Raw genomic sequence first — 23,430 nt, forward strand, 5'->3', positions numbered from 1 at the left:
AGATGTGTAATTAATTTATTCTGAACAAATCTCGGCGAGAGAAATTTTGAAAAAACACTTCACCACCGCATTCTGAAACCGACTCCGTGTACATTGTCAATGCGGATTTCAGGGTCAGCTGACAGGTATTTCCGCAATCTTGATATAAAAACATCGAGGCTCCGCCCCATGAAATAATCGTCGTCTCCCCAGATTGCCTTTAAAAGTTCATCCCGGCGTATTACCTGGTCCGGGCGCTCGGCCAGGTACTTCAAAACCTCTGCTTCCCGGAAAGTGAGATTCTGGCTGGCTCCGTTCAGGTTTAATGTAAGTTTTTGAAAATCAAATGCATATTGTCCGACCTTGCTCGTATTTGACTTTACCGGCGCGGGCTGCTCCGATTTGCTGCGCCGCAAAAAAACATCGATCCGCAGCCTCAACTCCTCGATGCTGAATGGTTTGGTAACATAATCGTCTGCGCCAAGCCGCAAACCTTTAATTTTGTCTTCCTGCAGCGAACGCGCTGAAAGAAAAAGAATGGGCACCTGGCTGTCAGCAGCCCTGATTTTTTCGGCCAGTGTGAAACCGTCCATTTTGGGAAGCATGATATCCAGCACGCAGATATCGAAATGTTCTTTGCCGAAGAAGTCCAGCGCCTCTGCTCCGTCTGAGGCGTGAATTACTTCATAATCATACTCTTCCAAATTGTCTTTGGTCGCGAATGCGAGGTTCGGATCGTCTTCTGCGTACAGGATTCGTTTTTTCATGCGTGTTGTTTCTGGGGAATTGAGATTCTGAATGTGCTTCCCTTGCCTAATGTACTTTCCAGTTCGAGCTTCCAACGGTGTGCCCTGACAATTTGTTTTACATAGCTCAGCCCGATTCCAAATCCTTTTACATTATGTACATCACCGTAAGGAATGCGGAAAAACTGGTTGAATATTTTTTTCTGATACTCCGGCGCGATGCCGATACCCTGGTCGCGGACTTCTATGATCAGGCATTTACCTCTGTTATAAGTGGCCACATTTACTTCTGGATCATCGTCAGAATATTTCAATGCATTGTCGATCAGGTTATTGATCATACAGCGAAAGTGAAATGGGTCGGTTTCGATCACATTATTATCCGTTTGGTCCTGAAACTTCACCTTTCCTTCAAAAGGCAGCAGAATGGACCGGATCATCTCATTAACGTGGACAGTTTCCTTTTGCAGGGTCAAGACATTCCGTTCGGCCTTCGCCATTGAAAGTACCATTTCCACCTGTCCCTGCAAGCGCAGGATCTCGTCCTGAACAATCTGGACGTAGCGTTTGTGCCGCTGCGGCTGCATGATAATATGATCGGAATTGAGCACATCAGCGGCAATGCGGATCGTAGAAATGGGTGTTTGCAGCTCGTGTGTCATATTATTGACAAAATCCCGCTGTACTTCCGACAACTGCTTTTGTCTCAAAATCACAAACAATGCATAAGCAAACAGCGAAACCGCCACCAGCACCAGTACCGACGACCAGATTGCGCGATTGATACTTCCTGCAAAGTAGGTTTCCTGTTCAGGAAAGCGAACACCGAAATAGTAGGGATACTTATCCGTTTTGATGAAATTGGTCGTTGTGGCCGGCAGCTTTGCATTGGTTTTCGTACTCAATGACATCCCGTAACGCATTCTGTTCGTGGTACAATCGTAGATACCTACTTCAAAGTCGGCAATGAGATTGTGCTTTTGAAAACTATCCTTGATAAAAACTTCAAGCAGATCCGGCTGCGTAGTGGAATTGGTATTAACAAGGAAATATTCAGGAGAAAGCTGCTCAACGGGGTTGGTGGTTTGCATTACCCCATTTACTTTGGCCAGCTTGGCAGCTACATCCTGTAAAGCGACGTGCGCATTCTGGTTAAACTGTCTGTGGCGGAGATCGAGCGCCTGTTTTACCCAAAAAATCTGCGTGATCACCACGCCTATAATTAGGAGCGCAGAAAAAACGGTGAGTGATTGAATGGTTCGTCTCGACATAGCAGAATGATAATAGCAAATTTAAGGCCAATAAAAGCAATTGACCTTAGCCGAAACGACAGAAGCGCAATGGATGTGCAGGTTTAACATTCATTAACGCTTTGGCTGCGGAGGCTCAGGAATAGTATTGAACCAGCCCATCGAGCGGCGTTCTCAGGATACGCCCGAATTGAAGCCCGTTTGAGGCAAGCACTTTTTGAAGCATTTCCTGGTAATAGAACGCAATAGAGCCAGTAAAATGGACCGGGTGATCGGACGCATCAGTATGTTTCAGGATGTATTTTTGGGTAAAAAGTGAAAACGCGTCCATTACCAGCTGCTGCATGTAATTATCTGCCATATGTTCGGCAATGAATTGGGAAAAAGCGGCAAAGAACCGGTTCGGATAAGGTTTTTTGTAAGCATTCTCCAAAACATACAACCTGTTGATCTCCGGGTAAGTAGCTGCGAAACTCTCATGAATGTCAGCAGGAAGCTCGTTTTGCAGGAAGCGTACCACCAGAGTTTTTCCCAGGTAAGAGCCGCTCCCCTCATCTCCGAGCCAAAAGCCGAGTGAACCAATGGAATGCACGATTTTCTGGCCGTCGTAAAATGCATTATTGGCGCCGGTACCCAGGATACACGCCAGTCCCGGCTCCCGGCCGCACAGGCCACGCGCGGCACCTAACATATCTGAAGCAACTTCTATTTGCGTCGCGGAAGGAATGCAATGCAGCAATGCATCGTAAACAGGCCGGCTCGTTTTTTCATCCGCACAGCCTGCGCCATAAAAGAAGATACGGTCTATTTGTGTTGTAATAGCTGGAATAACCTGCTCATTCAGGACAGGAATGATCTGTTCGGTGGTTTGGTAAAATGGATTGATACCAGCAGATTGAAATGCGCCAACCTGCATACCGTCTCGTGTAACTACCCAATCCGTCTTGGTGGATCCGCTGTCTGCTATTAAATAGGTACTCATGGAAATCGTCTAGTTTTTGGATTGCAGGCGGCCGATTACATTAAAACGCTCGAAAACGCGGTCGGTATGCGGCGCGTCGCCCAGTTCTTTGGTAAGGTCCTGGCCCGCCCAATGCTCATAATGGTGCCCGTTACGCCACAGGCGGGAAGCGGTTACATCATAAATGATCCCTTTGTACGCACACCAGATTTCCTCTTTGTCCTGCCCGTTCCTGAGTGCAAGTTGCGCGTGCGTATATTCTTTCATGAAATATGATTTGACCGTGCAATTTAGCGATCGGAGCCAGTGGGTAAAAATTAAAATGATCTTCACTGAATATTTTGATAATAAGACTAAAAAGTAGGAACTTGGCGTTGTGTTATGAAATTTAGGAAATACAAATATGAAAAAAAGTTACTCTCTGATTTGGTGTATCGCTCTGATCGTCACTTTGATAAATGCTGGATGTAAGGAGAAAGTAAAACCCGCTTCCGAAAGAATTGCCAAAGCGTGGACTGCCGAATCTGTGAAGCATGGAAGCGCAGTTGCCTATACGAGAGGAGGTTCCAATAATTCAGTTCCGGGATATTCAGCTTTCAGATTGACTCTGACCAATTCGTCGGGATCAATGACTGCTACACTGACCGACTGGGATGGATTCACTACCAATGGAACCTGGGCGCTGGACGGAAACACCAAATTGATCCTGAAAGACCTGGTACCACAGCCAACCGGAACCGGCGGCACCATTGAGTTTACAATCAATACACTGGAAGATTCGAAGCTTGTATTGACGCGTCTGAAAGGCAGCTCAAAAACGGGAGGCACGATCAATGAATATACATTGACAAATCCTTAGTCAACCGCATTTATTTAGTAGAAGATATCGCAGCGAAGCCGGTTCTCATCCGAACCGGCTTCGCTTTTTTTGTCTAATTTTGTATCATGGAAAGCAGAACAGAAATCAGCAGCCTGGGTGAATTCGGGCTGATTCAGAGAATAAATAAAGGAGTAACAACTGTGTTGCCGGATACTGTACGCGGTATTGGCGACGATGCAGCTGTAATCGATACAGGCGAGGAATATGGATTGATCAGCACCGATCTAATGCTGGAAGGCGTACATTTCGATCTCACCTTTTTTCCTCTCAAACATTTAGGGTACAAGGCTATAGCAACAAATGTATCGGACATTGCCGCGATGAACGGGATACCGCGGCAGGTGACGGTGAGTATTGCGATCAGCAACCGCTTTTCTGTGGAAGCTGTCGATGAACTTTATGCCGGTATCAAAACAGCATGCAAGGATTTCAATGTAGACCTTGTAGGCGGGGATACTTCTTCTTCACGCTCGGGATTACTCATTTCGGTTAGTGTTTTTGGCAAGGTAAAAAAGGACAAAATCGTTTACCGGAATACAGCCAAACCCAATGATCTGTTATGTGTAACCGGCGACCTGGGAGGCGCTTACCTTGGTTTGCAGCTGCTGGAACGCGAAAAGCAGGTGTTTCTTGCCAATCCGGACATGCAGCCCGAGCTGGACGGACATGATTATGTTATTCAAAGACAATTGCGGCCCGAGGCCAGGATGGACGTGATTTACGAGCTGGAAGAAGCGGGGGTAATACCTACTTCTATGATAGACGTTTCGGACGGTCTGGCTTCCGACCTGCTGCATATCTGCGCGCAGTCGGGTGTAGGTGCGGTGGTATTTGAAGAGCGGCTCCCCATTGACGAACAAACATTCCTTGCCGCTTCGGAACTGAACCTGAGCCCGGTAACAGCTGCATTGAATGGAGGCGAAGATTATGAGCTGTTGTTTACCGTGTCGCAGTCTGCGTATGAACTGATCAAAAACAATCCGAAGATTACGTTCGTCGGGTACATTGCCGACAAGAGTGAAGGCGTTTCGATACATACGAAATCCGACAGCCGCATTCCGCTGACTGCACAAGGGTGGAGTTGAATGTAATTAAAAAATGAATTCAGGCGGCTATCTGGCTGCGCCTTTTTTGTGGGTTAGCAGTTGCGTTGGACCAAAACAGGGCTACGCAACCATCGGAAGGTTTTGACCGTATTCGGGACAAACCAATTCATCTCTAACAATCATAATTTAATTCCGATGAAAATCTTTCCAATCACCCGAATGCTGTTCCTGCTGGGAGCTTTACTGGCAGTGACAGTCTCCTGCTCCGACGATGACGGCGAAGAAACCCCCGTCACGCCAAATGACATTATGCTAAAAGAAAATGGCTCACTCGGCAAGGTACTAACTGACAAGAATGGCAAGACCCTTTACTTTTTCACCAAAGATGCAGGCAATACCTCCGTTTGCACAGGCCCTTGCCTCGCAGCCTGGCCGGTTTTTTCAGTAGCTAACCTTGCTTCATTGAAATTGGATGCCGGCTTGAAAGCTTCTGACTTTGCCAACATTACCCGCACTGACGGCGCTATACAAACTACCTACAAAGGCTGGCCGCTGTACTATTTCGCCAACGACGCCGCGCCAGGAGAAGTAAAAGGAGAAGGAGTGAATAACGTTTGGTATGTGGCAAAGACGAAGTATGCCGTAATGCTTTCCAATGCACAGCTGGTAGGAAACGACGGGAAGTCCTATAAAGCGGATTATACCGAGGGTACTGCTGAATCGCAATTCCTGGTAGACAGCCTGGGACGCACGTTATATGCATTTGCGCGTGACTCGTCAATGAACAACAATTGGACAACAAATGACTCGAATCACGATGCTACCTGGCCGATCTATGAAGTGGCCAGTATAGATGAAATTCCATCTGCATTGGATAAAACACAATTCGGTACAATCACAGTATTTGGTAAAAAGCAATTGACTTACAAAGGCTGGCCGCTGTACTATTTCGGAGCGGATGCGATGACAAAAGGAATGACGAAAGGCGTAAGCGTGCCGCGTCCGGGCGTGTGGCCGATCGTAAACAAAGAATCACCTATTGCGCCTAAATAAGTTGAATTATTACAAGTGCCAGGTGGCTTTCCGCGCGGAAAGTCACCTTTTTTATTTGCCCCAGTTTAAAACCATCTTTTCAAACAATCCTTGTAAAAAGAGCGTCTGCTTACCGGCGGTTCCGTCACCAATGGGCTGCTCGCCAATTTGCACAACCGGCATAACCCACTTTGTGGTACTGGTCGTAAATACCTCATCAGCAGTGATTACCTCCTGGTACGAAATGGGTCGTACTTCAACTTCAAAATGCGGCTTAGCGAGTTCAAGTACAACTTTGCGGGTGATCCCGTTTAGGATGTTCCTGTTGGAAGTAATAAGCTTTGAGTCCCTGAAAATAAAAATATTGCTGCGCGTCAGCTCGCTTACTTCCCCGTCCTTATAGAAAAGCAGATCGGCGGCTTGCTGCCTTTTTAGCTCGTCGGCCATTAAAACCATGTGCACGTAGTTGGTGGTTTTAATTTCGGGTAAATCGCGGACGTATTCGTAAGGAATCACTTTGATGCCTTTCAACCTGCCTGCGGGATTATCCTGTGGCAATGCTTCTGTGCGGATCAGCAGGTTCGGCCGGACTACATGCACACTGTCGGGCGCATAACCTCCCGTGAGCACAAAACGAAACGCAACTTCCTGCTCGCCCGACAGCGCATGCAGGTCGGCCAGGATTTTCTCTGTTTCTTCCTGAGTAACCGGCAGCGTCAATTTGAGCAGCCTTGCCGAATTTTCAAAACGCTGCCAGTAATCATCCCAACGGAACGGTACACCATTGTAGGTCCTGAAATAATCAAAAAGTCCGTAGCCGCGCAGCAATCCAAGATCATTGGTCTGGAAAACCGGCTCGTTGATCGCTAGTATATCGCCGTTGAAGTACTGATGAAATGGCATTTTCGAATGGGAATGAGATGGAATCTTAAAGTTATGATAATGTTGCAGAATAGCGCCACAATGGCAAAAATCGAATTTATCCTCGAATTCTGTCGGCAAGACAAGGAAAATCCCCTACTTTGCATAAGTCTCCAGATTGATAAAAACGTTCATAACAAACATTGCGCCCTGTCTTTTTCAGGCGATTTCCGCATTCGATGCTTAACCCCGATCAACTACTCCAGAAGCTCCAGTCCGAATTTGAAAAGCATACTTATGGCGTCGGCCCAGCTGAGCTTTACGAGCCGATCAGCTACATTATGTCGCTGCACGGAAAGCGTTTCCGGCCGCTGCTGACGCTGCTGGCATCATCTATCTACTCCGAAGATGTGGAGCGTTCGATCCGGCCAGCGATGGCGGTGGAAGTATTTCACAATTTTACATTAATGCACGACGATATCATGGACCGCGCACCATTGCGTCGCGGTAAACCTACCGTGCATGAAAAATGGAATGCAAATACGGCGATCTTGTCGGGCGACGTGATGTTGATCCGGGCGTATGATCTGCTGCTTGATATTCCAAAAGACCAGCTGAGGCTTGTACTGGCGCGATTTAACCAAACCGCTGCCGAAGTATGTGAAGGACAGCAGCTGGATATGAATTTCGAAACGCGCTGGAATGTAACGGAGGAGGAATATCTTGAAATGATACGTCTTAAAACTTCGGTGCTGCTCGGTTTTGCATTGGAATTAGGCGGGATAATCGGCGGGGCTGATGAAGAGTCGGTAAAGCTGCTGTATTCAGCTGGGGAAAATATGGGAATTGGCTTTCAGCTGAAAGACGATTTGCTAGATGTGTATGGAGATCCTTCTAAGTTTGGTAAACAGGTAGGCGGTGATATTATCTCGAACAAGAAAACGTTCTTACTGATTGAAGCTTTATCAAAAGCAACCGGATCACACAAAGCAGCGCTTGATCAATGGATTTCTGCCGCCGAGTTTGACCCGGAAGAGAAGGTGGGCGCGGTAAAAGCAATTTATGAATCGCTCAATATCCGGAAGTTTACCGAAGAGAAGATTAATACCTATTTTGAAAAAGGCCTGGCCAACCTTCGGAGCCTGAATGTGGAGGAATCCCGGAAAGCATCGCTGCTGCAATTTGTCCAGCAGCTGGTTGAACGTGAAAAATAACAGCTTATTAAATCAGTGAATTATGTCAATAACCCTCATACTTGTAATCATTACCTCGGGCATCAGCTACTACGCGCTGAACAATTATAGCTTAATGGACAAGATGATATTCAATCCTTACCGCGTTCGGCAGCGGAATGAATATTATCGCTTTATCACCTCCGGTTTTGTACATGCAGATTTTGGTCACCTGATCTTCAACATGCTCAGCTTGTGGTTTGTAGGAGAAGGAATTGAGAGACTTTTCGCAATGCTTTTCGGGCCGAGCGGAACGATGTACTACCTGTTCCTGTACATTGTTGGCATTATTGTAGCAGATATACCAACGTTCCTGAAACACCGCAACAACTCTAAATATAACTCGCTCGGCGCTTCCGGAGGGGTATCGGCTGTGCTTTTCGCTGCCATTCTTTACGCTCCTTTGATGAGCATTTGCCTGTACTTCTTCATTTGTATGCCAGGCTTTATATTCGGATTGTTATATCTCGGGTACTCTGTTTACGAGTCAAAAAGGGGAATGAGCTATGTAAACCATAGCGCGCACTTATACGGGGCAATTTTCGGAATGCTGTTTATGGCAGTAGTTTACCCGGGAGCAGTTCCTCAGTTTTTTGAACAAATACTAAGCTGGCGCTTATTTTAATTCAGCGAGCACAGTTACGCTTCCTACTGTTTTATCCTGCAGCTTCACTTTGATCTCCGCATCAAGAGGGACAAATATGTCCACGCGGGAGCCGAACTTGATAAAGCCCATTTCTGTGCTTTGCTCTACCTTATCGCCTTCCTTGATGTACCAGCGAATGCGGCGGGCTGCTGCGCCTGCTATCTGGCGGAATAAAACGTCGATTCCCTCAACCGTCCTGATTACCACAGTGGTACGCTCATTGTCGGTACTTGATTTTGGGTGCCAGGCAACGAGGTAAAGTCCGGCGTGGTACCTGAAATACTGGATAATGCCGCTTACCGGGTTCCAGTTGATATGCACGTTAAGAGGCGACATGAAAATGCTGATCTGTCTTCTTGGTCCGTTGAAGTATTCAGTTTCAACTACTTCTTCAATCACCACCACTTTTCCATCGCAAGGCGCTACGATCTGGCGATCGCTTTTGTGGGCGTTTCTTTTGGGAACGCGAAAAAATTGAACAACCAGCAGAAAAACGAATATACTGCCGATCAATACCAGCCTTGGAATCCAGTATCCATCAGGAAGAAGATAATTAATTCCTAAGTTGATCAGTACCAGAACAATAATTGTAATTAGAATAATGGTATAGCCTTCCCGATGGAGTTTCATGCTAATGGAATGTTTTCGTTTATGCTTTCAGCAACTGCAAATATCGTATAAATCCTGATTTAACGGCAGCAAAAAGCCCTGCCTTTCGGAAACGAGAGGCAGGGCCGGTATTTTTGTTAGGAATGAAAACAGGTTATTCGATTACAACGCAATCGCCGTTTTTCACTTCCTGTTCTACTTTTTTAAACTTCACATCACGAAGAATGCGTCCGTCCCGGTATTGAACAGATACCTTCTGGTTCCTGTCCGCAACACGCTCCACACGTACAGGCTGCGCCTTGGTAGTGGATTCGGTATGGGCGTATTTGTTCGGATCTTCCACGTCCACATCAAATTCTTCTTCCTTATTGGTATGTAATGCAGGCGGTGGCGTCGGGCGGCGTACAGTTTGCTGCACTGCACTTGCCGGTACCGCTTCTTCCTGCGGGATATCTGCCTTCATCAGGAAGGAGATCATATCAAAGTTAACCTTGCTCAGAAAGCGTTTGAAAAGCTCAACGGATTCAAACTTGTAAATCAGCAAAGGATCTTTCTGTTCAAAAACCGCATTTTGTACCGATTGTTTCAAATCATCCATTTCCCGCAAATGCTCTTTCCATTCCTGGTCGATCAATGAAAGCACTATTGCTTTCTCCATTTCGCGGGTAATTTCTTTGCCCTCGTTCTCGACAGATTTCTTCAAACCAACCACAACGCCCGTCTGACGAAGTCCGTCGCTGAAAGGAATCATTATTTCTGAAACCGTAGCGCCTCTTTCTGCATAGATCGACTGCAATACCGGCAATGCTTTCTGTGCAATTGCATTGTTTTTGTCCTGGTATTGCTTTTCAGCTGCCTCGTATAGTTTCTGCGCACGATCAGCCTGTTTGAAACTGTTGAATTCGGCTTCGCTGAATGGTAGCTCCATTCCCAGGGTAGTAATAGAAGCCAGTTCGAGCTCTGCATAAGTGCCGGCAGTGCTGATCAGCTCGTCGCATACATCAAATAATGTATTTGCGATATCCACTGCCAGACGATCCCCGAACAATGCATTGCGGCGGCGGGTATAGATTGCGTCACGCTGATAGTTCATTACATCATCGTACTCCAGCAATCTCTTACGCATTCCGAAGTTGTTTTCTTCCACTTTCTTCTGCGCACGCTCGATCGATTTGGTGATCATTCCACTTTGGATCACTTCGCCTTCTTCCAAGCCCATTCGGTCCATTACCTTCGCCATCCGGTCTGAACCGAACAAGCGCATCAGGTTATCTTCCAGGGAAACAAAGAATTGAGAAGAACCAGGGTCACCCTGGCGGCCGGAGCGACCACGCAGCTGTCTGTCGACGCGGCGGCTTTCGTGTCTTTCCGTACCGATAATTGCCAAACCACCAGCCTTTTTAGCTTCCGGGGTCAGCTTGATATCCGTACCGCGACCGGCCATGTTTGTTGCAATGGTAACAGTACCCGGCTTTCCGGCCTCTGCTACTACTTCTGCCTCGCGCTGGTGTTGCTTTGCGTTCAAAACCTGGTGAGGGATTTTACGTAAAGTCAGCATCCGGCTGATAATCTCTGAATTTTCTACTGAGGTGGTACCTACCAGCACAGGCCGGCCCGCTTCCACAAGCTCGACGATCTCGTCGGTTACCGCATTGTATTTTTCACGAACTGAGCGGTAAACTTTATCTTCCTGGTCTTTCCGTACAGCTGTTACGTTGGTTGGTATTGATACCACATCCAGCTTGTAGATTTCCCAGAATTCACCAGCTTCCGTTTCTGCAGTACCCGTCATACCAGCCAGTTTGTGGTACATCCGGAAGTAGTTCTGCAATGTAACGGTCGCGTAAGTCTGTGTGGCATCTTCAACGCGTACACTTTCTTTTGCTTCAATCGCCTGGTGCAAACCGTCAGAATAGCGACGGCCTTCCATGATACGACCGGTTTGCTCATCCACAATTTTCACTTTCCCGTCGATGATCACATATTCAACGTCCTTTTCAAAAAGTGTGAATGCTTTCAAAAGTTGGTTTACTGTATGGATACGGGCAGTTTTTACAGAATAATCGCGGATTAATGCTTCTTTCTGGATAATGCGCTCCTGCTCATTGAGTGAAGCATCTTTTTCAATTCTGTCCAGATCAACAGCGATATCAGGCAGGATGAAGAAATTGGTTTCTTCTGATTCTCCTGTCAGGAAGTCGATCCCTTTTTCTGTCAGTTCAATGCTGTTGTGGCGCTCGTCGATCGTAAAGTAAAGCGGCGCGTCGGCTACCGGCATTAGCTTTTGGTTTTCGGCAAGATATATGGATTCTGATTCCTGCATTAACGCCTTGATCCCCGACTCACTCAGGTATTTGATAAGCGGTTTATATTTCGGCATACCGCGGTGTGCACGGAAAAGTGCCAGCCCGCCTTCTTTCTTGTCGCCTGCGGCGATCTTCTTTTTAGCATCATTCAGGAATTCCATTGCCAGCCTTTTCTGGGCTTCAACGATCCTCGAAACGCGGGGTTTCAGTTCCAGATATTCCTGCTCGTCACCGCGCGGAACGGGTCCGCTGATAATCAAAGGGGTACGCGCATCGTCAATCAAAACGGAGTCAACCTCATCGACCATTGCGAAATGGTGCTTGCGCTGAACCAGCTCTTCCGGTGTGCGTGACATATTGTCACGTAGGTAGTCAAAGCCGAATTCGTTGTTGGTACCGTAAGTTAGGTCAGCTTTGTAAGCATTTCTTCTTGCTTCGGTATTGGGTTGGTGGCGGTCGATGCAATCCACGCGCATTCCGTGGAATTCGAAGAGCGGCGCATTCCACTCTGCATCACGCTTTGCCAGGTAGTCGTTCACAGTTACGATATGTACGCCCTGTCCGGCAAGTGCATTCAGGAACGCCGGGAGGGTTGCAACCAAAGTTTTACCTTCACCCGTCGCCATCTCAGCGATTTTACCCTGGTGCAAAACCACACCACCTATCAGCTGAACATCATAATGCAGCATGTTCCATTTGATAGGCTGGCCGATCACGTCCCATGTTGTATTCCAATATGCTTTGTCGCCCTCAATGGACACGTGCGATTTTCGGGCGGCTACGTCGCGATCGAAAAAGTTGGCTGTAACTTCCAGCCTGTCGTTTTCCTTAAACCGGCGCGCAGTTTCCTTCACAATCGCAAATGCTTTTGGAAGGATATCCAGGAGTACTTTTTCGAGTTCTTTATTCCTGTCAAGTTCAAGCGCATCTATTCTCTTAAAGATCGCTTCTTTACTATCTACATTGGGCTCGTCGCTTGCCTGCTGTCTCAATCCGGCGATCTGCTCGTCGATCGATTTGAGCTGATCGGATATATGTTGTTTCAGGTTTTCGGATTGTAACCTGAGCTCATCATTTGTTAAAGAAGCCAACAGGGCGTATTCGGCATTTACCTTCTCCACATACGGGGTCAGTTCCTTAAGATCCCGTTCGGATTTCGTGCCAAATAGCTTGGAGAATATTTTAAACATGATTATATATTTTTATAACGTTCATTCAAAACGAAAAAATTAAGCCTGCCGTAAAACGAATGTCAGATTGTCAGCACGCAAACATTTCCAGCTCAAAGGTAATTCATTGACAATTCTGTTGTACAACATCTTTCGTTTTCCTAATAGAGATCTAATCCTATATCCCTGATTCCAGCCCGTTCTACCTGTAAAGCACCGTTTATCAAGAATGAAATCAGCTACTGGGTAATGCACAGTACCTTTGAAACATCAAAAGAAAATAAAACGACATAGCCATGAACCATAACAGATTATATCGTAACACAACCAATAAAATGCTTGGTGGTGTTGCATCCGGTCTCGCCGACTACTTTCAGATTGATGTAACGATTGTCCGTTTCATTTTTGTACTGGCGGTCTTCATTCCATTTACTTTCCCGGTTGTTTTGTTCTACATCATTTTATGGATTATCATGCCGGATATAGCCAGGCAGCCAAAACCATTAACGGGAACTGATTTCCCGCCTCAATTTTAACGATCCATCAGTACAGACTAGGTATTTGCAAACCGCCGGAAAACAAACTCCGGCGGTTTGTTGTTTTAGGTATAATTCCTATTTTTACAATGGTATGCCAGCATACTATTATTCATTTTCATCGAACTAAGAATTTCAATATGGACGCATATATTGTTGCAGGATACCGCAGTGCAGTTGGTAAAGCTTCAAAAGGCGGATTCCGATTTACCCGTCCCGACGACCTGGGTGCGGCAGTAATCAGGCATCTGCTCGAAAAAGTGCCGCAGCTCGATCCGACGCAGGTCGACGATGTAATTGTGGGAAATGCAGTGCCGGAGGCGGAACAGGGAATGCAAATGGGCCGCTATGTGGCGCTGCTTGCATTGCCGGAAAATGTTTCAGGTATCACCATCAACCGGTATTGCGGCTCCGGGGTAGAAGCAATCGCTATTGCTTCTGCCAAGATACACGCCGGAATGGCCGAATGCATTATTGCGGGAGGGACAGAGTCGATGTCGATGGTACCGACAATGGGCTGGAAAACGGCATTGAACTACGAAATCGCACATACCAATCCCAGCTACTACCTGAGCATGGGGTTAACAGCCGAGCAGGTAGCGAGCGACTTCAAAATCAGTCGGGAAAGGCAGGATGAATTTTCGTTTCAGTCGCATCAGAAAGCTTTACGGGCACAGAAAGAAGGCTGGTTTACAAACGGGATCGTGCCTGTTACGGTGAAGGAAACATACTTTGATGCGGCTTCCGGCAAGAAGAAAACGCGGGAAACGGTAATCAGTCAGGACGAAGGTCCGCGGCCGGATACCACGTTGGAAGCTTTGAATAAATTGAAACCCGTCTTCGCGGCAGGCGGCTCCGTGACTGCGGGTAACTCTTCCCAAACCTCCGACGGGGCGGCATTCGTGATGGTCATGTCCGAGAATATGGTCAAAAGATTGAACCTCAAACCAATTGCGAGAATGTTATCCTACGCGACTGCTGGCGTGGATCCCCGGATTATGGGAATCGGACCGGTAGCAGCTATACCGAATGCATTGAAACAAGCAGGTTTGAAATTGCAGGATATCGAACAGATCGAGCTGAACGAAGCGTTTGCAGCCCAGTCACTGGCGGTAATCCAGGAGCTGGATATTAACCCTGAAATCGTGAATCCAAACGGAGGAGCGATCGCGCTGGGGCACGCTTTGGGTTCAACAGGAGCGCGGCTATCGGTGCAGCTTTTTAATGAAATGGAGCGTCGCAACCAGAAATACGGAATGGTAACAGCCTGTGTAGGTGGGGGCCAGGGAGTGGCCGGGATCTTCGAAAGGCTCAATTAATCCGGCAAATAACTAATGCTACTTATTTAGGGATCTCCGTGAACAGCTTGGGTATGTTCGAAGGAGATTCTTTATTTTTGCCCAATCCAACTTGCAGATCGTTTCATGGATGTATCCATCATCATTATTAATTACCGCACACCTCAACTCATAATCAATTGTTTAAAGTCGATTTATCAATTTACTTCCGGGGTTACATTTGAGATCATCATTGTTGATAATGACCCGGAAAACGGAGGCGGGGTGTTGGTTCGTGATACATTTCCTGAGGTTCGCTGGATCGACTTGCCTTCGAATCCCGGCTTTGGGATCGCCAATAATAAAGGAATGTCCATTGCAAACGGCAAATATTTTCTCCTGCTGAATGCGGATACACTGGTGACCGACAATGTGATCGGCCGGTGTTTTCAAAGAATGAACGAGCGCCAGGATATCATCGCCTGCGGCGCTTTGCAATACTATCCCGACGGTACTCCGATGCCTTTTTACAAGAGCTTCAACGAGTTTCGTAAAACCTTTTTCATTGTGCCGCCAGCCGGTACCATCGAGCGGGCGATCAACAAACTTTATCCGGAACCAGAATACCAGGACCCGGACCAATACGACTGGCTTGTGGGCGCATTCATTTTTTTGCGGAGGGAAGGTTTTGAGAAAACAGGCGGGTTTAGCGACGATTTTTTCATGTACGGCGAAGATGTGGAATGGTCGGGGCGGCTAAGTAAGCTGGGCAAGCTGTGCTATTTCAAAGATTGCATTTTCATCCACCTCGAAAATAATAACCCTTTCCGTAGGACTAATATTTCGTGGATAAACCGGTTCAGCACGCAAATGCAGGTGTCTAATTTTCTTTGGGTACGAAAGCAATACGGCGCTTTTCAATACGTGCTGCTGATCTTGCATTACTTGTTGATGGTACCGGTGGTATTTGGATGGAAAATTGCATTTAACATCAAAAGCAGACGAAATCCTTTTAGCGAACTGCGGACCCAGCGCATTTATGTCAGAAAAACAGGTGTGCTTTTAAAGTATTTCTGGGCAACCTTATTCTTGAAAAAAGGGTCGTATAAGATAAAGCCTTACGAGAATATCGACCTCTTAACCGCCTCTTCATGAACAGCACAAAGAAACGAATCCTCTTTTTCACACCCTATGCAACACGAACAGGATCAGAAATGATGCTGTTATACATCCTGAAAAAAATCGATCGTTCCCGGTTTGATATCGGCATAGTCAGTTTCGCAGAAGGCGAGCTGCTGAACGATTTTCCAGAGGACATTCCAAGATTTATTGCTCCCCGGAAGTTTAATGTACTTCAGAAAATCTCGTTTCACCTGGGCTCCAATCCCATTCACCGGCATTTACGCAAGCTGGCTACCGATTTCAAGGCTGATTTCTGGTATGTGAATACGACGATGATTCCCGAAACCGTACTGATCGCCAAAGAGTTTTCAATCAAGCTGGTGACGCATTTTCATGAAATGCCGCTGACCTATTCTTACCTGAGCGGACCAGATTTTAAAAGTATTATCGACTATTCAGACCTGCTGATCGGCTGCTCACAAGCTACGAGCAACGCGTTGGTCGATTCGGGGGGTAAGAATATCGGGCTGCTTTATTCATTTATAGACAGTAATCTGGTCAAGAGCAGCGCAGAACGCGCTGCTGAGCTAAGGAAAAAGCTTGGAATTCCGGAGACAGACTTTGTGTGGGTATTATCAGGAATGACTTCGGAGCGCAAAGGTTTTGATTTATTGCCCGACATTGCCGAACAACTCAATGACGCCCGTGTCCACCTGATCTGGGTTGGAGCCAAAATTGACGACGGAATGGTATATTATACCGAACAAAGGTGCAGGAATTCAAGATCAGCGACCAGAATTCACCTGGTCGGTAAACAAAAAGAAGATTATTATAATTACCTTAACACGGGAAATGGCTTTCTTCTGACATCTCGTCAGGACCCTTTTCCGCTGGTGATGATTGAAGCCGCGTTGCTTGGTAAACCTATCGTTTCTTTCCCTTCGGGAGGTGTGTCCGAATTCGTCCAGGATGGTATGGGTGTGGTAACCAATGATCTGAGTGTAAGCCAGATGGTTGAAGCAATGCGAAAAATAATGAATGGAGAGGTTGTAACCGACAGTTCCAGGAGCATTGAAAGGGCAGGTCAATTCAATGTGGAAAACGGATACAATGAGTGGATCAAATTAATTGACAAAAACTTTTAGCATGTTCAATTCTGCGCACGCAATTCAATTCTTCAATAAGCTTTTTTCCCTGGCGCTCTGCCTGACTTTTTTCCTGCAACCACTCTCAGCGCAGCCTGCCCAAAAAACGGCAGAGGTGGATCCGCAACGTTATCTTGCATTGATGTTGCTGAATCTTACAGACGCAGAAAACCGTGGCCCTGAGCCCGATCTGATCCGTTCTGCACAGCAATTTGGCCTGAATGCCGTTTATATTACCATTCCCTGGGACAAGGTTTATTACAGCTCTCCAACAGAAACCCCGAAATGGGCGAAATACGACGAGCAGATCAAAATAGCAACAGACCTGGGCATGAAAGTAGCGCTCCGTATCCACCTTGGCCGCCACAGTACCCGCATCAAGGGTTTTTGGGAACCCTCCGACAGCCAGTTCAGTCATTCCGAGCAGCCTCTGCTGGGCGGCTATCTCGATACTTTTTACGGTTTTGATAACCAAGCCATTGTCAACAAGGGACTTGCTTTTGTGAAGGAAACAGTAGCCCGATACAAGTACCTGCAAACCGAGAATAAACTTCTGTATGTTTCCGTCACCAATACACCGACGCAGGAAGGCGAATATCCCGGGGGACTGATTGTTAACGGAAAAGAGAATACGGCCGTTTATGATTATTCCAAAACAATGGTGAGCGGCTTCCGCGCGTGGCTGAAAGCACATTATACAAAAATCGAGCGGCTGAACTTCCTTTGGGGAATGAGCTACAAAACTTTTGAAGATCCGTATCCGCCGGTGACTGCCTGGGCGCCGGAGGAATCTTTCCGGCAGCGGGCAGGGAAAGACTGGTACATTTACCGGCACGAGGTAATGAAGAAGTACTTCGATCAAATGATTGCAGCTATTAAATCAGTTGACCCGACGATCAAGTTCATCTCTGATTACGGGTCTGTTTTCGATGCGGCTTCTGTTTTACGCGGCACACTGGGCTTTAAGGACCTGAATGAGAAAGCGGATGGAATTAAAATCAACGATAGCCCCATTTTTGACCACAGATGGTCAGTGGATGTTGTAAAAAGCAATATGCCAGCGCATTACATCATAGCTAATGAGCTGTTTGTAAGCTCTTATCTTGATAATAGTGCCCATTTAAAGCAGATCGACGAAAACTATGCACACGGCGCGAATGTAGTAGCAGTTGTCGTTTCGACGACGGAGCAGATGAGCCGATCCGAGCCGTTTTTACGTCCGGCTGCATCCAAATGGCTGAGCCAGCCGATGGCCGCAATCAACTACTCTGAAAGTGTAAGTTACCGTTTATCAGCTGCGGTAGAGAAAAAAGGTGCGATAGCCGTCATTTTTGATGAATGGGCCAAACGCGCCTATGCCAATGCAGGTAACCCCAAGCCTGTGGCTGTGAAGCTGGAAGAAGATCTGCTCTCGCCGGAATACTGGAAGGATGCATCCAACTATATGCCCTACGTTTTCAGGCCGGTCCCGATGCAGATCATTCCCGTGAACAGGGATTTTACATATAAGCTGCCGATCGATACATTTTCAGATGTGGACGGTACTATCGTGAAGGTTGAAGTAAGTAATTTGCCGCCCTGGCTGCGGTTCCAGAACGGACAGCTTTCGGGCAGACCGACGGAGCTGGGCGATTACCGGATTACGGTAACGGGTACCGATGACGAAGGCGGTTCCACAGTAGCGTTTTTTACAATCCGCGTGGATACCAGGGAAAATGCCAACAAGCCACCTACCGTAGATGCTAATTTCTCAAACCAAATGGTTGCTGTTAATAAGGCATTTACCTTCACCATTCCTCAGAATACATTTGAAGACAGAGATGGAGAAATCACAAGGATTGAGGCGAGTGAGCTGCCTTCCTGGCTGAAATTTTCCAATGGCGTTTTGAGCGGAACGCCGACTGTTTTGGGTGAGTACCGGATCATCTTCAAAGCTTATGATGATCTGAATGCATTTGTCGAGACTTACTTTACGATCAAAGTCGTGGAGCCGCAGTTCCTGAATGCGCCGCCATTTGCCAGCAGCACGTTGCCTGTAAAGTACGCACAGGTTAATATGCCTTTTAACTACATTCTGCCTACCAACATTTTCGGTGATCCTGATGGTTATATATCTTCCATATCGATCCAGAACAGACCTTCGTGGCTGAATTTTGCATTGAATGTATTTTCGGGAACACCTACCGAAGAGGGGGAATACAGGTTGATCGTGAGAGCGTATGACAATGGAGGAGCGTATGTGGAAATACCGCTGATCCTGAAAGTTCAGACACCTGAGCTGCGTTTTGAGCTTGTAAAAGGAGGAAGCAAAGTGGAGCAGAGCATTATCCGCAAGCTGGCTGGCGACGATGTGCTTGCATACGAATCGCTGCCGCCGCTGCTGAACATTTATGCTTACGGAAATTTTGAATATGACCAGGTTAAATTCCAGCTGGACGGACCTTACAAACGGACTTCAACCACCGCCGTTTTTCCATATGCATTGTATGAAAATGAGCAGGGTTTTGCACCTTACGTTGGCAGGTACACGCTCACCGTCACTGCTGCAAAGGAAGATTCTGCGATCGTGACCCAGTCCATTCAGTTCAGTATATCGGCTGGCGATTCGGTGAATATCACCAAGAACATAGCCGAGTGGGCTTTTTACCCAAACCCGACGGAAAACATCATTAACATCAAATTGCCCGAAAATCAGGTAACCGAGGGAATACAGTACGAGATTGTTACGGTGGGAGGAAAACGCATTCCGCTGCCGCCCGACCTCGTGACCATAGCCGACAACCTTGCTTACATTGATCTTTCTGATGTAGGTCTACCATCGGGTATCTATTTTGTGCGGATTTTTGACAATGGCGAGCTTTTAAAGCAGTTCAGGATCTTCAAGAAATAGCTGGCAACCCCAATTCATATAGCCTTTACTTAAAATTTCAGGATAGTATGCGCGCGTAACTTGATTATGGTTTATATTTGAAATAGTCAATAGTATGCAAGCATACCTTTGTTTCACATCGTTCTATAATTACTACCGGATATGGCCGTTGCAGAAGCGAATAAAACATCTATTAGGGGAGGCGAATTTTTAATAAAGGAAACACAGGCCTCCCAAATATTTATTCCTGAGGAATTTACGGAAGAACAGCGCATGATCGCTGATACCTGTCGCGACTTTCTTGCGAAGGAAGTGTGGCCGATACTTGACGAAATAGATCACGCGAAAAGCCCGGACCTGATATCGGGGCTGATGGACAAAGCAGGCGAGCTGGGCCTGTTGGGTACGGTCGTTCCCGAAGAATATGGCGGTTTTGGAATGAACTTCAATACTTCCATGCTAGTGGCCGAAGCGACTGGTGCCGGAAACTCCTTTTCAGTCGCGCTTTCGGCACATACTGGAATAGGTACCCTGCCGATCCTGTACTATGGAAATGAAGAGCAGAAGCTGAAGTATTTACCAAAGCTGGCGACTGGTGAATGGAAAGCTGCCTACTGCCTGACAGAACCGGACTCTGGCTCAGATGCAAATTCTGCCAAAACAAAAGCGAAACTGACAACTGACGGGGCGCATTATGCAATCAACGGTCAGAAAATGTGGATAACAAATGGCGGTTTTGCGGACGTTTTTATTGTTTTTACCAAAATAGAAGAAAGCGGGCAGACGGATAAAAACCTGACAGCATTTATCATCGAAAGCTCGACTGAAGGTATTACGATGAATGAGCCCGAGCATAAAATGGGGATAAAAGGATCTGATACCCGGCAGATATTTTTCAACGATTGTCTGGTACCAGTCGAAAACATGCTTTCCGAGCGTGGAAACGGCTTCAAGATCGCTGTTAACATCCTGAATATTGGTCGCATTAAACTTGCAGCCGCTGCCTTGGGCGGGGCGAAAAGAGTAGCTGAGCAGGCTATTAATTATGCCAACGAAAGGAAGCAATTTGGGACTTCAATCGCCCAATTCGGCGCGATCAAGCATAAGCTGGCAGAAATGGCGGTCAGTATGTATGCGACCGAGTCAGCTTCGTACCGGGTTGGTCAGCATATTGATGATCTGATCGAGGCATTTCAAGCGAAAGGAATGGCTGATTCGGAAGCAAAGCTGAAAGCGCTGGAAGAGTTTGCGATCGAATGTGCAATCATGAAGGTACATGGTTCCGAAGTACTTGATTTTGTGGTAGATGAGGGTGTGCAGATTTACGGCGGAATGGGCTTTTCGGCAGATGCGCCGATGGACCGCGCTTACCGCGATAGCCGGATCAACCGGATCTTTGAAGGCACAAATGAGATCAACCGGCTGCTGGTTGTGGATATGTTACTGAAACGCGCAATGAAAGGCCAGCTCGATTTAATGGGTCCGGCAGCGGCGGTTGGAAAGGAAATAATGTCCATTCCTGACTTTGGCGCAGAGGAGGAAGAAGCACTTTTTGCCAAAGAGAAAAAGGTTTTGAAAAACCTTAAAAAGGCAGTGCTGATGGTTTCGGGAGCGGCCGTACAGAAGTTTATGATGAAATTGTCGGAAGAGCAGGAGATTATCATGAACCTGGCTGATATGGTGATCGAGATATATGTAGCCGAGTCGGTATTGCTCCGTGTTGAAAAGAGCATTGAGCTGCTGGGTGAAGAAGCGAATGCATTGCAGAGGGATATCGCTGCGATCTACCTAAACCGGGCGGTTGAAAAAGTGAACAGCGCCGGGAGGTCTGCCATTACGAGCTTTGCTGAGAGTGATGAGCTGAGCGTCATGTTAATGGGATTGAAACGGTTTACGAAAATAGAACCATCTAATCTTAAGAATGCGCGCAGGCGGATTGCAGACGAGCTGATCTCAAAAAATGCCTATGTTTTTTAAGCGGATAGCTCATTAAGCTTGGGTGCAATCCATTCAAAAAATGCGCTTGAAATGAAGCCGGATCTGCACAAGGTCCGGCCTTTTTATAACCCAGGCTCAGGTTTTTTATTCTTCCTCAAATTGCGCAACTTTGGGAAACCAATTTCCGCGATTTTGTCGTTAAAAGATTGGTTACAGACGAACAAAAAGTAAAACACGTTGGATTCTCTTCAAGCTACTGAAAAGCCACCTTTCATGACTCTGCACACTGTGGATCTGCGTACAACAGGGCAATTTCCTGCGCTTTTACTGGATTATCTGGACCAAAAACCTTCTTTGGAGGCATTTTACAGCTCTTTTCCTACGCTCGAAAATTTTCAGGAGGTAATAGCAAAGAAGAGCAGCTTCGATGCTGCCAAGCGTAAAACGTTGGTAGACGTGCTTGAAATGCAGTACAGAGGCTTACCTCACTATCCTGATTTCTCGCTGCTGCTTGACGAGAAGACGTTTACCGTAACAACAGGCCACCAGCTGAACATCTTCACGGGCCCGCTATACATTATTTACAAGATCATCACGGCGATCAAGCTTGCGCGTGCGCTCAAGGAGGCTTATCCGGAATATAACTTCGTTCCGGTTTACTGGATGGCGACGGAGGATCATGATTTTGAGGAAATTGCTTCGTTTCATTTGTTTGGACAAACGCATAAATGGACGGGCGAACACAAAGGCGCAGTGGGCCGGCTGAACCCGAAAGAGCTGGAAGTGATATTGAAGCAACTTCCGGACAAGCCGCTGCTTTTCGCCAAAGCATACCTTGAAAATAACACGCTGGCCGATGCGGTCCGATGTTATATGCACGAGTTATTCGGGCAGTATGGCCTGATCAGTATCGACGCCGACCACGCAGATCTGAAACGCAGTTTTCTGCCGGTCGTAAAAGAGGAATTAACTACTTCCATTTGCGAAAAACTTGTTTCGCAAACCACTTCAGAGCTCAATGCACTGGGCTATCATACGCCGCTGAATGCGCGGGAAATCAACTTATTCTATCTGGACAATCATCTTCGGGAACGCATTGTAAAGGAAGGTGAAACTTTCAAGGTGCTGAACACCGACTTGTCTTTTTCCGAAGAAGAGATACTTGAACTGGCCGCAAACAGGCCTGAACTTTTCAGTCCGAATGTCATATTAAGACCGGTTTACGAAGAAATCATTCTCCCGAATCTTGCGTATATAGGCGGACCGTCAGAGGTGCCTTACTGGATGCAGCTGAAAGGTGTATTCGATCATTTCAATGTACCTTTTCCGGCGCTGATGCCGAGGAATTTTGCATTATATATCAACGGTTACCAAAGCAAGAAGGCTCGCAAGCTGAAAATCAGCTACAAAGATCTTTTTCTTGACGAAGTGGCGCTGCGGAAGACATTCATCGAAAGGAACAGTGAGCGCGTCCTCGATCTGAATGCGGAAAAGGAAGAATTCAATAAGGTTTTTGATGCTATTCTTTCAAAAGCGGTTGCCGTGGACCAAACGATGCTGGGCGCTGTGAAAGCAGAGCAAACGCGATTACTGAATTCGCTAAAGCAACTCGAAAAACGCATTGTTAGAGCGGAAGAGCGTAACCACGAGTCGGAAATTGAGCAATTGCTGACGCTCAAAAACAAACTGTTCCCGAACGGAATCGCCCAGGAACGGTATGATAATCTGCTGAGTTTCTACATTAATGATCCGGAGTTTATCCATAAGCTTTACAATGCTTTCGATCCGCTGGATTTCAGCTACAATGTAATTCTGGAAGAATAACA

General features: G+C 46.8%; 19 protein-coding genes. 12 read left to right on the forward strand and 7 right to left on the reverse strand.

Translation table 11 applies throughout. The features are described 5' to 3' along the window. Positions 1-59: 59 nt before the first annotated feature. The 4 genes from AC1XTG_RS13715 to AC1XTG_RS13730 form a co-directional block, all read right to left on the reverse strand. Entirely contained in the window at positions 60-746 is a 687-nt protein-coding gene (locus tag AC1XTG_RS13715; protein ID WP_484842375.1) for a response regulator transcription factor, read from the reverse strand. Beyond that, entirely contained in the window at positions 743-1,996 is a 1,254-nt protein-coding gene (locus AC1XTG_RS13720) for a sensor histidine kinase (protein WP_484842376.1), read from the reverse strand. The genes AC1XTG_RS13715 and AC1XTG_RS13720 overlap by 4 nt, the downstream gene beginning before the upstream one ends. Positions 1,997-2,111: 115 nt before the next feature. Next, positions 2,112-2,957 (reverse strand): N-acetylglucosamine kinase, encoded by an 846-nt coding sequence (locus AC1XTG_RS13725; RefSeq protein WP_484842377.1) that lies wholly within the window; start codon positions 2,955-2,957, stop codon positions 2,112-2,114. 9 nt (positions 2,958-2,966) lie between these two features. Continuing rightward, entirely contained in the window at positions 2,967-3,203 is a 237-nt protein-coding gene (locus AC1XTG_RS13730) for a cytochrome b5 domain-containing protein (RefSeq protein WP_056290780.1), read from the reverse strand. 136 nt (positions 3,204-3,339) lie between these two features. Between AC1XTG_RS13730 and AC1XTG_RS13735 the strand changes: the two genes are divergently transcribed. The 3 genes from AC1XTG_RS13735 to AC1XTG_RS13745 all read left to right on the forward strand — a co-directional run bounded on the left by AC1XTG_RS13735 (position 3,340) and on the right by AC1XTG_RS13745 (position 5,915). Further along, the gene (locus tag AC1XTG_RS13735; RefSeq protein ID WP_056290781.1) at positions 3,340-3,795 is read left to right on the forward strand and encodes a hypothetical protein; all 456 of its coding nucleotides are present in this window, start codon (positions 3,340-3,342) and stop codon (positions 3,793-3,795) included. A gap of 86 nt (positions 3,796-3,881) precedes the next feature. Further along, entirely contained in the window at positions 3,882-4,901 is a 1,020-nt protein-coding gene (gene thiL / locus AC1XTG_RS13740; RefSeq protein WP_484842378.1) for a thiamine-phosphate kinase, read from the forward strand. A 156-nt stretch (positions 4,902-5,057) separates the two neighbouring features. Next, positions 5,058-5,915, forward strand: a complete 858-nt coding sequence (locus tag AC1XTG_RS13745; protein ID WP_484842379.1) for a hypothetical protein — start codon at positions 5,058-5,060, stop codon at positions 5,913-5,915. Between the two features lie 51 nt (positions 5,916-5,966). Here AC1XTG_RS13745 and AC1XTG_RS13750 read toward each other — a convergent pair whose 3' ends face one another. After that, positions 5,967-6,797: an aminotransferase class IV gene (locus AC1XTG_RS13750; RefSeq protein WP_484842380.1), complete on the reverse strand. Its 831-nt coding sequence runs from the start codon at positions 6,795-6,797 to the stop codon at positions 5,967-5,969. A gap of 197 nt (positions 6,798-6,994) precedes the next feature. On the opposite strand from AC1XTG_RS13750, the gene AC1XTG_RS13755 reads away from it, so the two are divergent. Continuing rightward, positions 6,995-7,969, forward strand: coding sequence for a polyprenyl synthetase family protein (locus AC1XTG_RS13755; RefSeq protein WP_484842381.1), 975 nt, complete (start codon positions 6,995-6,997; stop codon positions 7,967-7,969). Between the two features lie 22 nt (positions 7,970-7,991). Further along, on the forward strand, positions 7,992-8,612 hold the full coding sequence (locus AC1XTG_RS13760; RefSeq protein WP_056290795.1) for a rhomboid family intramembrane serine protease: 621 nt from the start codon (positions 7,992-7,994) through the stop codon (positions 8,610-8,612). Here AC1XTG_RS13760 and AC1XTG_RS13765 read toward each other — a convergent pair. Next, positions 8,604-9,263 carry a phosphatidylserine decarboxylase family protein gene (locus tag AC1XTG_RS13765; protein WP_056290800.1) on the reverse strand — a complete coding sequence of 220 codons (660 nt, stop codon included), beginning with the start codon at positions 9,261-9,263 and terminating at the stop codon, positions 8,604-8,606. The two genes, AC1XTG_RS13760 and AC1XTG_RS13765, sit on opposite strands and share 9 nt — an antisense overlap. A 133-nt stretch (positions 9,264-9,396) precedes the next feature. Next, complete coding sequence (gene secA / locus AC1XTG_RS13770; protein WP_484842382.1) at positions 9,397-12,738, reverse strand: preprotein translocase subunit SecA; 3,342 nt, start codon at positions 12,736-12,738, stop codon at positions 9,397-9,399. A 275-nt stretch (positions 12,739-13,013) separates the two neighbouring features. Between secA and AC1XTG_RS13775 the strand changes: the two genes are divergently transcribed. The 7 genes from AC1XTG_RS13775 (at position 13,014) to bshC (ending at position 23,428) form a co-directional block, all read left to right on the forward strand. Further along, on the forward strand, positions 13,014-13,253 hold the full coding sequence (locus AC1XTG_RS13775; RefSeq protein WP_484842383.1) for a PspC domain-containing protein: 240 nt from the start codon (positions 13,014-13,016) through the stop codon (positions 13,251-13,253). 140 nt (positions 13,254-13,393) lie between these two features. Next, positions 13,394-14,572, forward strand: coding sequence for an acetyl-CoA C-acyltransferase (locus AC1XTG_RS13780; RefSeq protein ID WP_484842384.1), 1,179 nt, complete (start codon positions 13,394-13,396; stop codon positions 14,570-14,572). Positions 14,573-14,677: 105 nt separating this feature from the next. After that, positions 14,678-15,685, forward strand: a complete 1,008-nt coding sequence (locus tag AC1XTG_RS13785; RefSeq protein ID WP_484842385.1) for a glycosyltransferase family 2 protein — start codon at positions 14,678-14,680, stop codon at positions 15,683-15,685. Beyond that, complete coding sequence (locus tag AC1XTG_RS13790; protein WP_484842386.1) at positions 15,682-16,797, forward strand: glycosyltransferase; 1,116 nt, start codon at positions 15,682-15,684, stop codon at positions 16,795-16,797. The genes AC1XTG_RS13785 and AC1XTG_RS13790 overlap by 4 nt, the downstream gene beginning before the upstream one ends. A gap of 1 nt (position 16,798) precedes the next feature. Next, positions 16,799-19,687, forward strand: a complete 2,889-nt coding sequence (locus AC1XTG_RS13795) for a putative Ig domain-containing protein (protein WP_484842387.1) — start codon at positions 16,799-16,801, stop codon at positions 19,685-19,687. A 141-nt stretch (positions 19,688-19,828) separates the two neighbouring features. Further along, positions 19,829-21,643, forward strand: coding sequence for an acyl-CoA dehydrogenase family protein (locus tag AC1XTG_RS13800; RefSeq protein WP_484842388.1), 1,815 nt, complete (start codon positions 19,829-19,831; stop codon positions 21,641-21,643). 234 nt (positions 21,644-21,877) lie between these two features. Next, positions 21,878-23,428 (forward strand): bacillithiol biosynthesis cysteine-adding enzyme BshC, encoded by a 1,551-nt coding sequence (bshC, locus tag AC1XTG_RS13805; protein ID WP_484842389.1) that lies wholly within the window; start codon positions 21,878-21,880, stop codon positions 23,426-23,428. The last annotated feature ends 2 nt before the right edge of the window (positions 23,429-23,430 follow it).

The sequence above is a fragment of the Dyadobacter sp. HNCC25DJ183 genome (assembly GCF_056895175.1).

Coding starts and splice junctions, on each gene's coding strand:
- AC1XTG_RS13715 (WP_484842375.1), bottom strand. CDS start 746: ATGAAAAAACGAATCCTGTACGCAGAAGACGATCCGAACCTCGCATTC.
- AC1XTG_RS13720 (WP_484842376.1), bottom strand. CDS start 1,996: ATGTCGAGACGAACCATTCAATCACTCACCGTTTTTTCTGCGCTCCTA.
- AC1XTG_RS13725 (WP_484842377.1), bottom strand. CDS start 2,957: ATGAGTACCTATTTAATAGCAGACAGCGGATCCACCAAGACGGATTGG.
- AC1XTG_RS13730 (WP_056290780.1), bottom strand. CDS start 3,203: ATGAAAGAATATACGCACGCGCAACTTGCACTCAGGAACGGGCAGGAC.
- AC1XTG_RS13735 (WP_056290781.1), top strand. CDS start 3,340: ATGAAAAAAAGTTACTCTCTGATTTGGTGTATCGCTCTGATCGTCACT.
- thiL (WP_484842378.1), top strand. CDS start 3,882: ATGGAAAGCAGAACAGAAATCAGCAGCCTGGGTGAATTCGGGCTGATT.
- AC1XTG_RS13745 (WP_484842379.1), top strand. CDS start 5,058: ATGAAAATCTTTCCAATCACCCGAATGCTGTTCCTGCTGGGAGCTTTA.
- AC1XTG_RS13750 (WP_484842380.1), bottom strand. CDS start 6,797: ATGCCATTTCATCAGTACTTCAACGGCGATATACTAGCGATCAACGAG.
- AC1XTG_RS13755 (WP_484842381.1), top strand. CDS start 6,995: ATGCTTAACCCCGATCAACTACTCCAGAAGCTCCAGTCCGAATTTGAA.
- AC1XTG_RS13760 (WP_056290795.1), top strand. CDS start 7,992: ATGTCAATAACCCTCATACTTGTAATCATTACCTCGGGCATCAGCTAC.
- AC1XTG_RS13765 (WP_056290800.1), bottom strand. CDS start 9,263: ATGAAACTCCATCGGGAAGGCTATACCATTATTCTAATTACAATTATT.
- secA (WP_484842382.1), bottom strand. CDS start 12,738: ATGTTTAAAATATTCTCCAAGCTATTTGGCACGAAATCCGAACGGGAT.
- AC1XTG_RS13775 (WP_484842383.1), top strand. CDS start 13,014: ATGAACCATAACAGATTATATCGTAACACAACCAATAAAATGCTTGGT.
- AC1XTG_RS13780 (WP_484842384.1), top strand. CDS start 13,394: ATGGACGCATATATTGTTGCAGGATACCGCAGTGCAGTTGGTAAAGCT.
- AC1XTG_RS13785 (WP_484842385.1), top strand. CDS start 14,678: ATGGATGTATCCATCATCATTATTAATTACCGCACACCTCAACTCATA.
- AC1XTG_RS13790 (WP_484842386.1), top strand. CDS start 15,682: ATGAACAGCACAAAGAAACGAATCCTCTTTTTCACACCCTATGCAACA.
- AC1XTG_RS13795 (WP_484842387.1), top strand. CDS start 16,799: ATGTTCAATTCTGCGCACGCAATTCAATTCTTCAATAAGCTTTTTTCC.
- AC1XTG_RS13800 (WP_484842388.1), top strand. CDS start 19,829: ATGGCCGTTGCAGAAGCGAATAAAACATCTATTAGGGGAGGCGAATTT.
- bshC (WP_484842389.1), top strand. CDS start 21,878: ATGACTCTGCACACTGTGGATCTGCGTACAACAGGGCAATTTCCTGCG.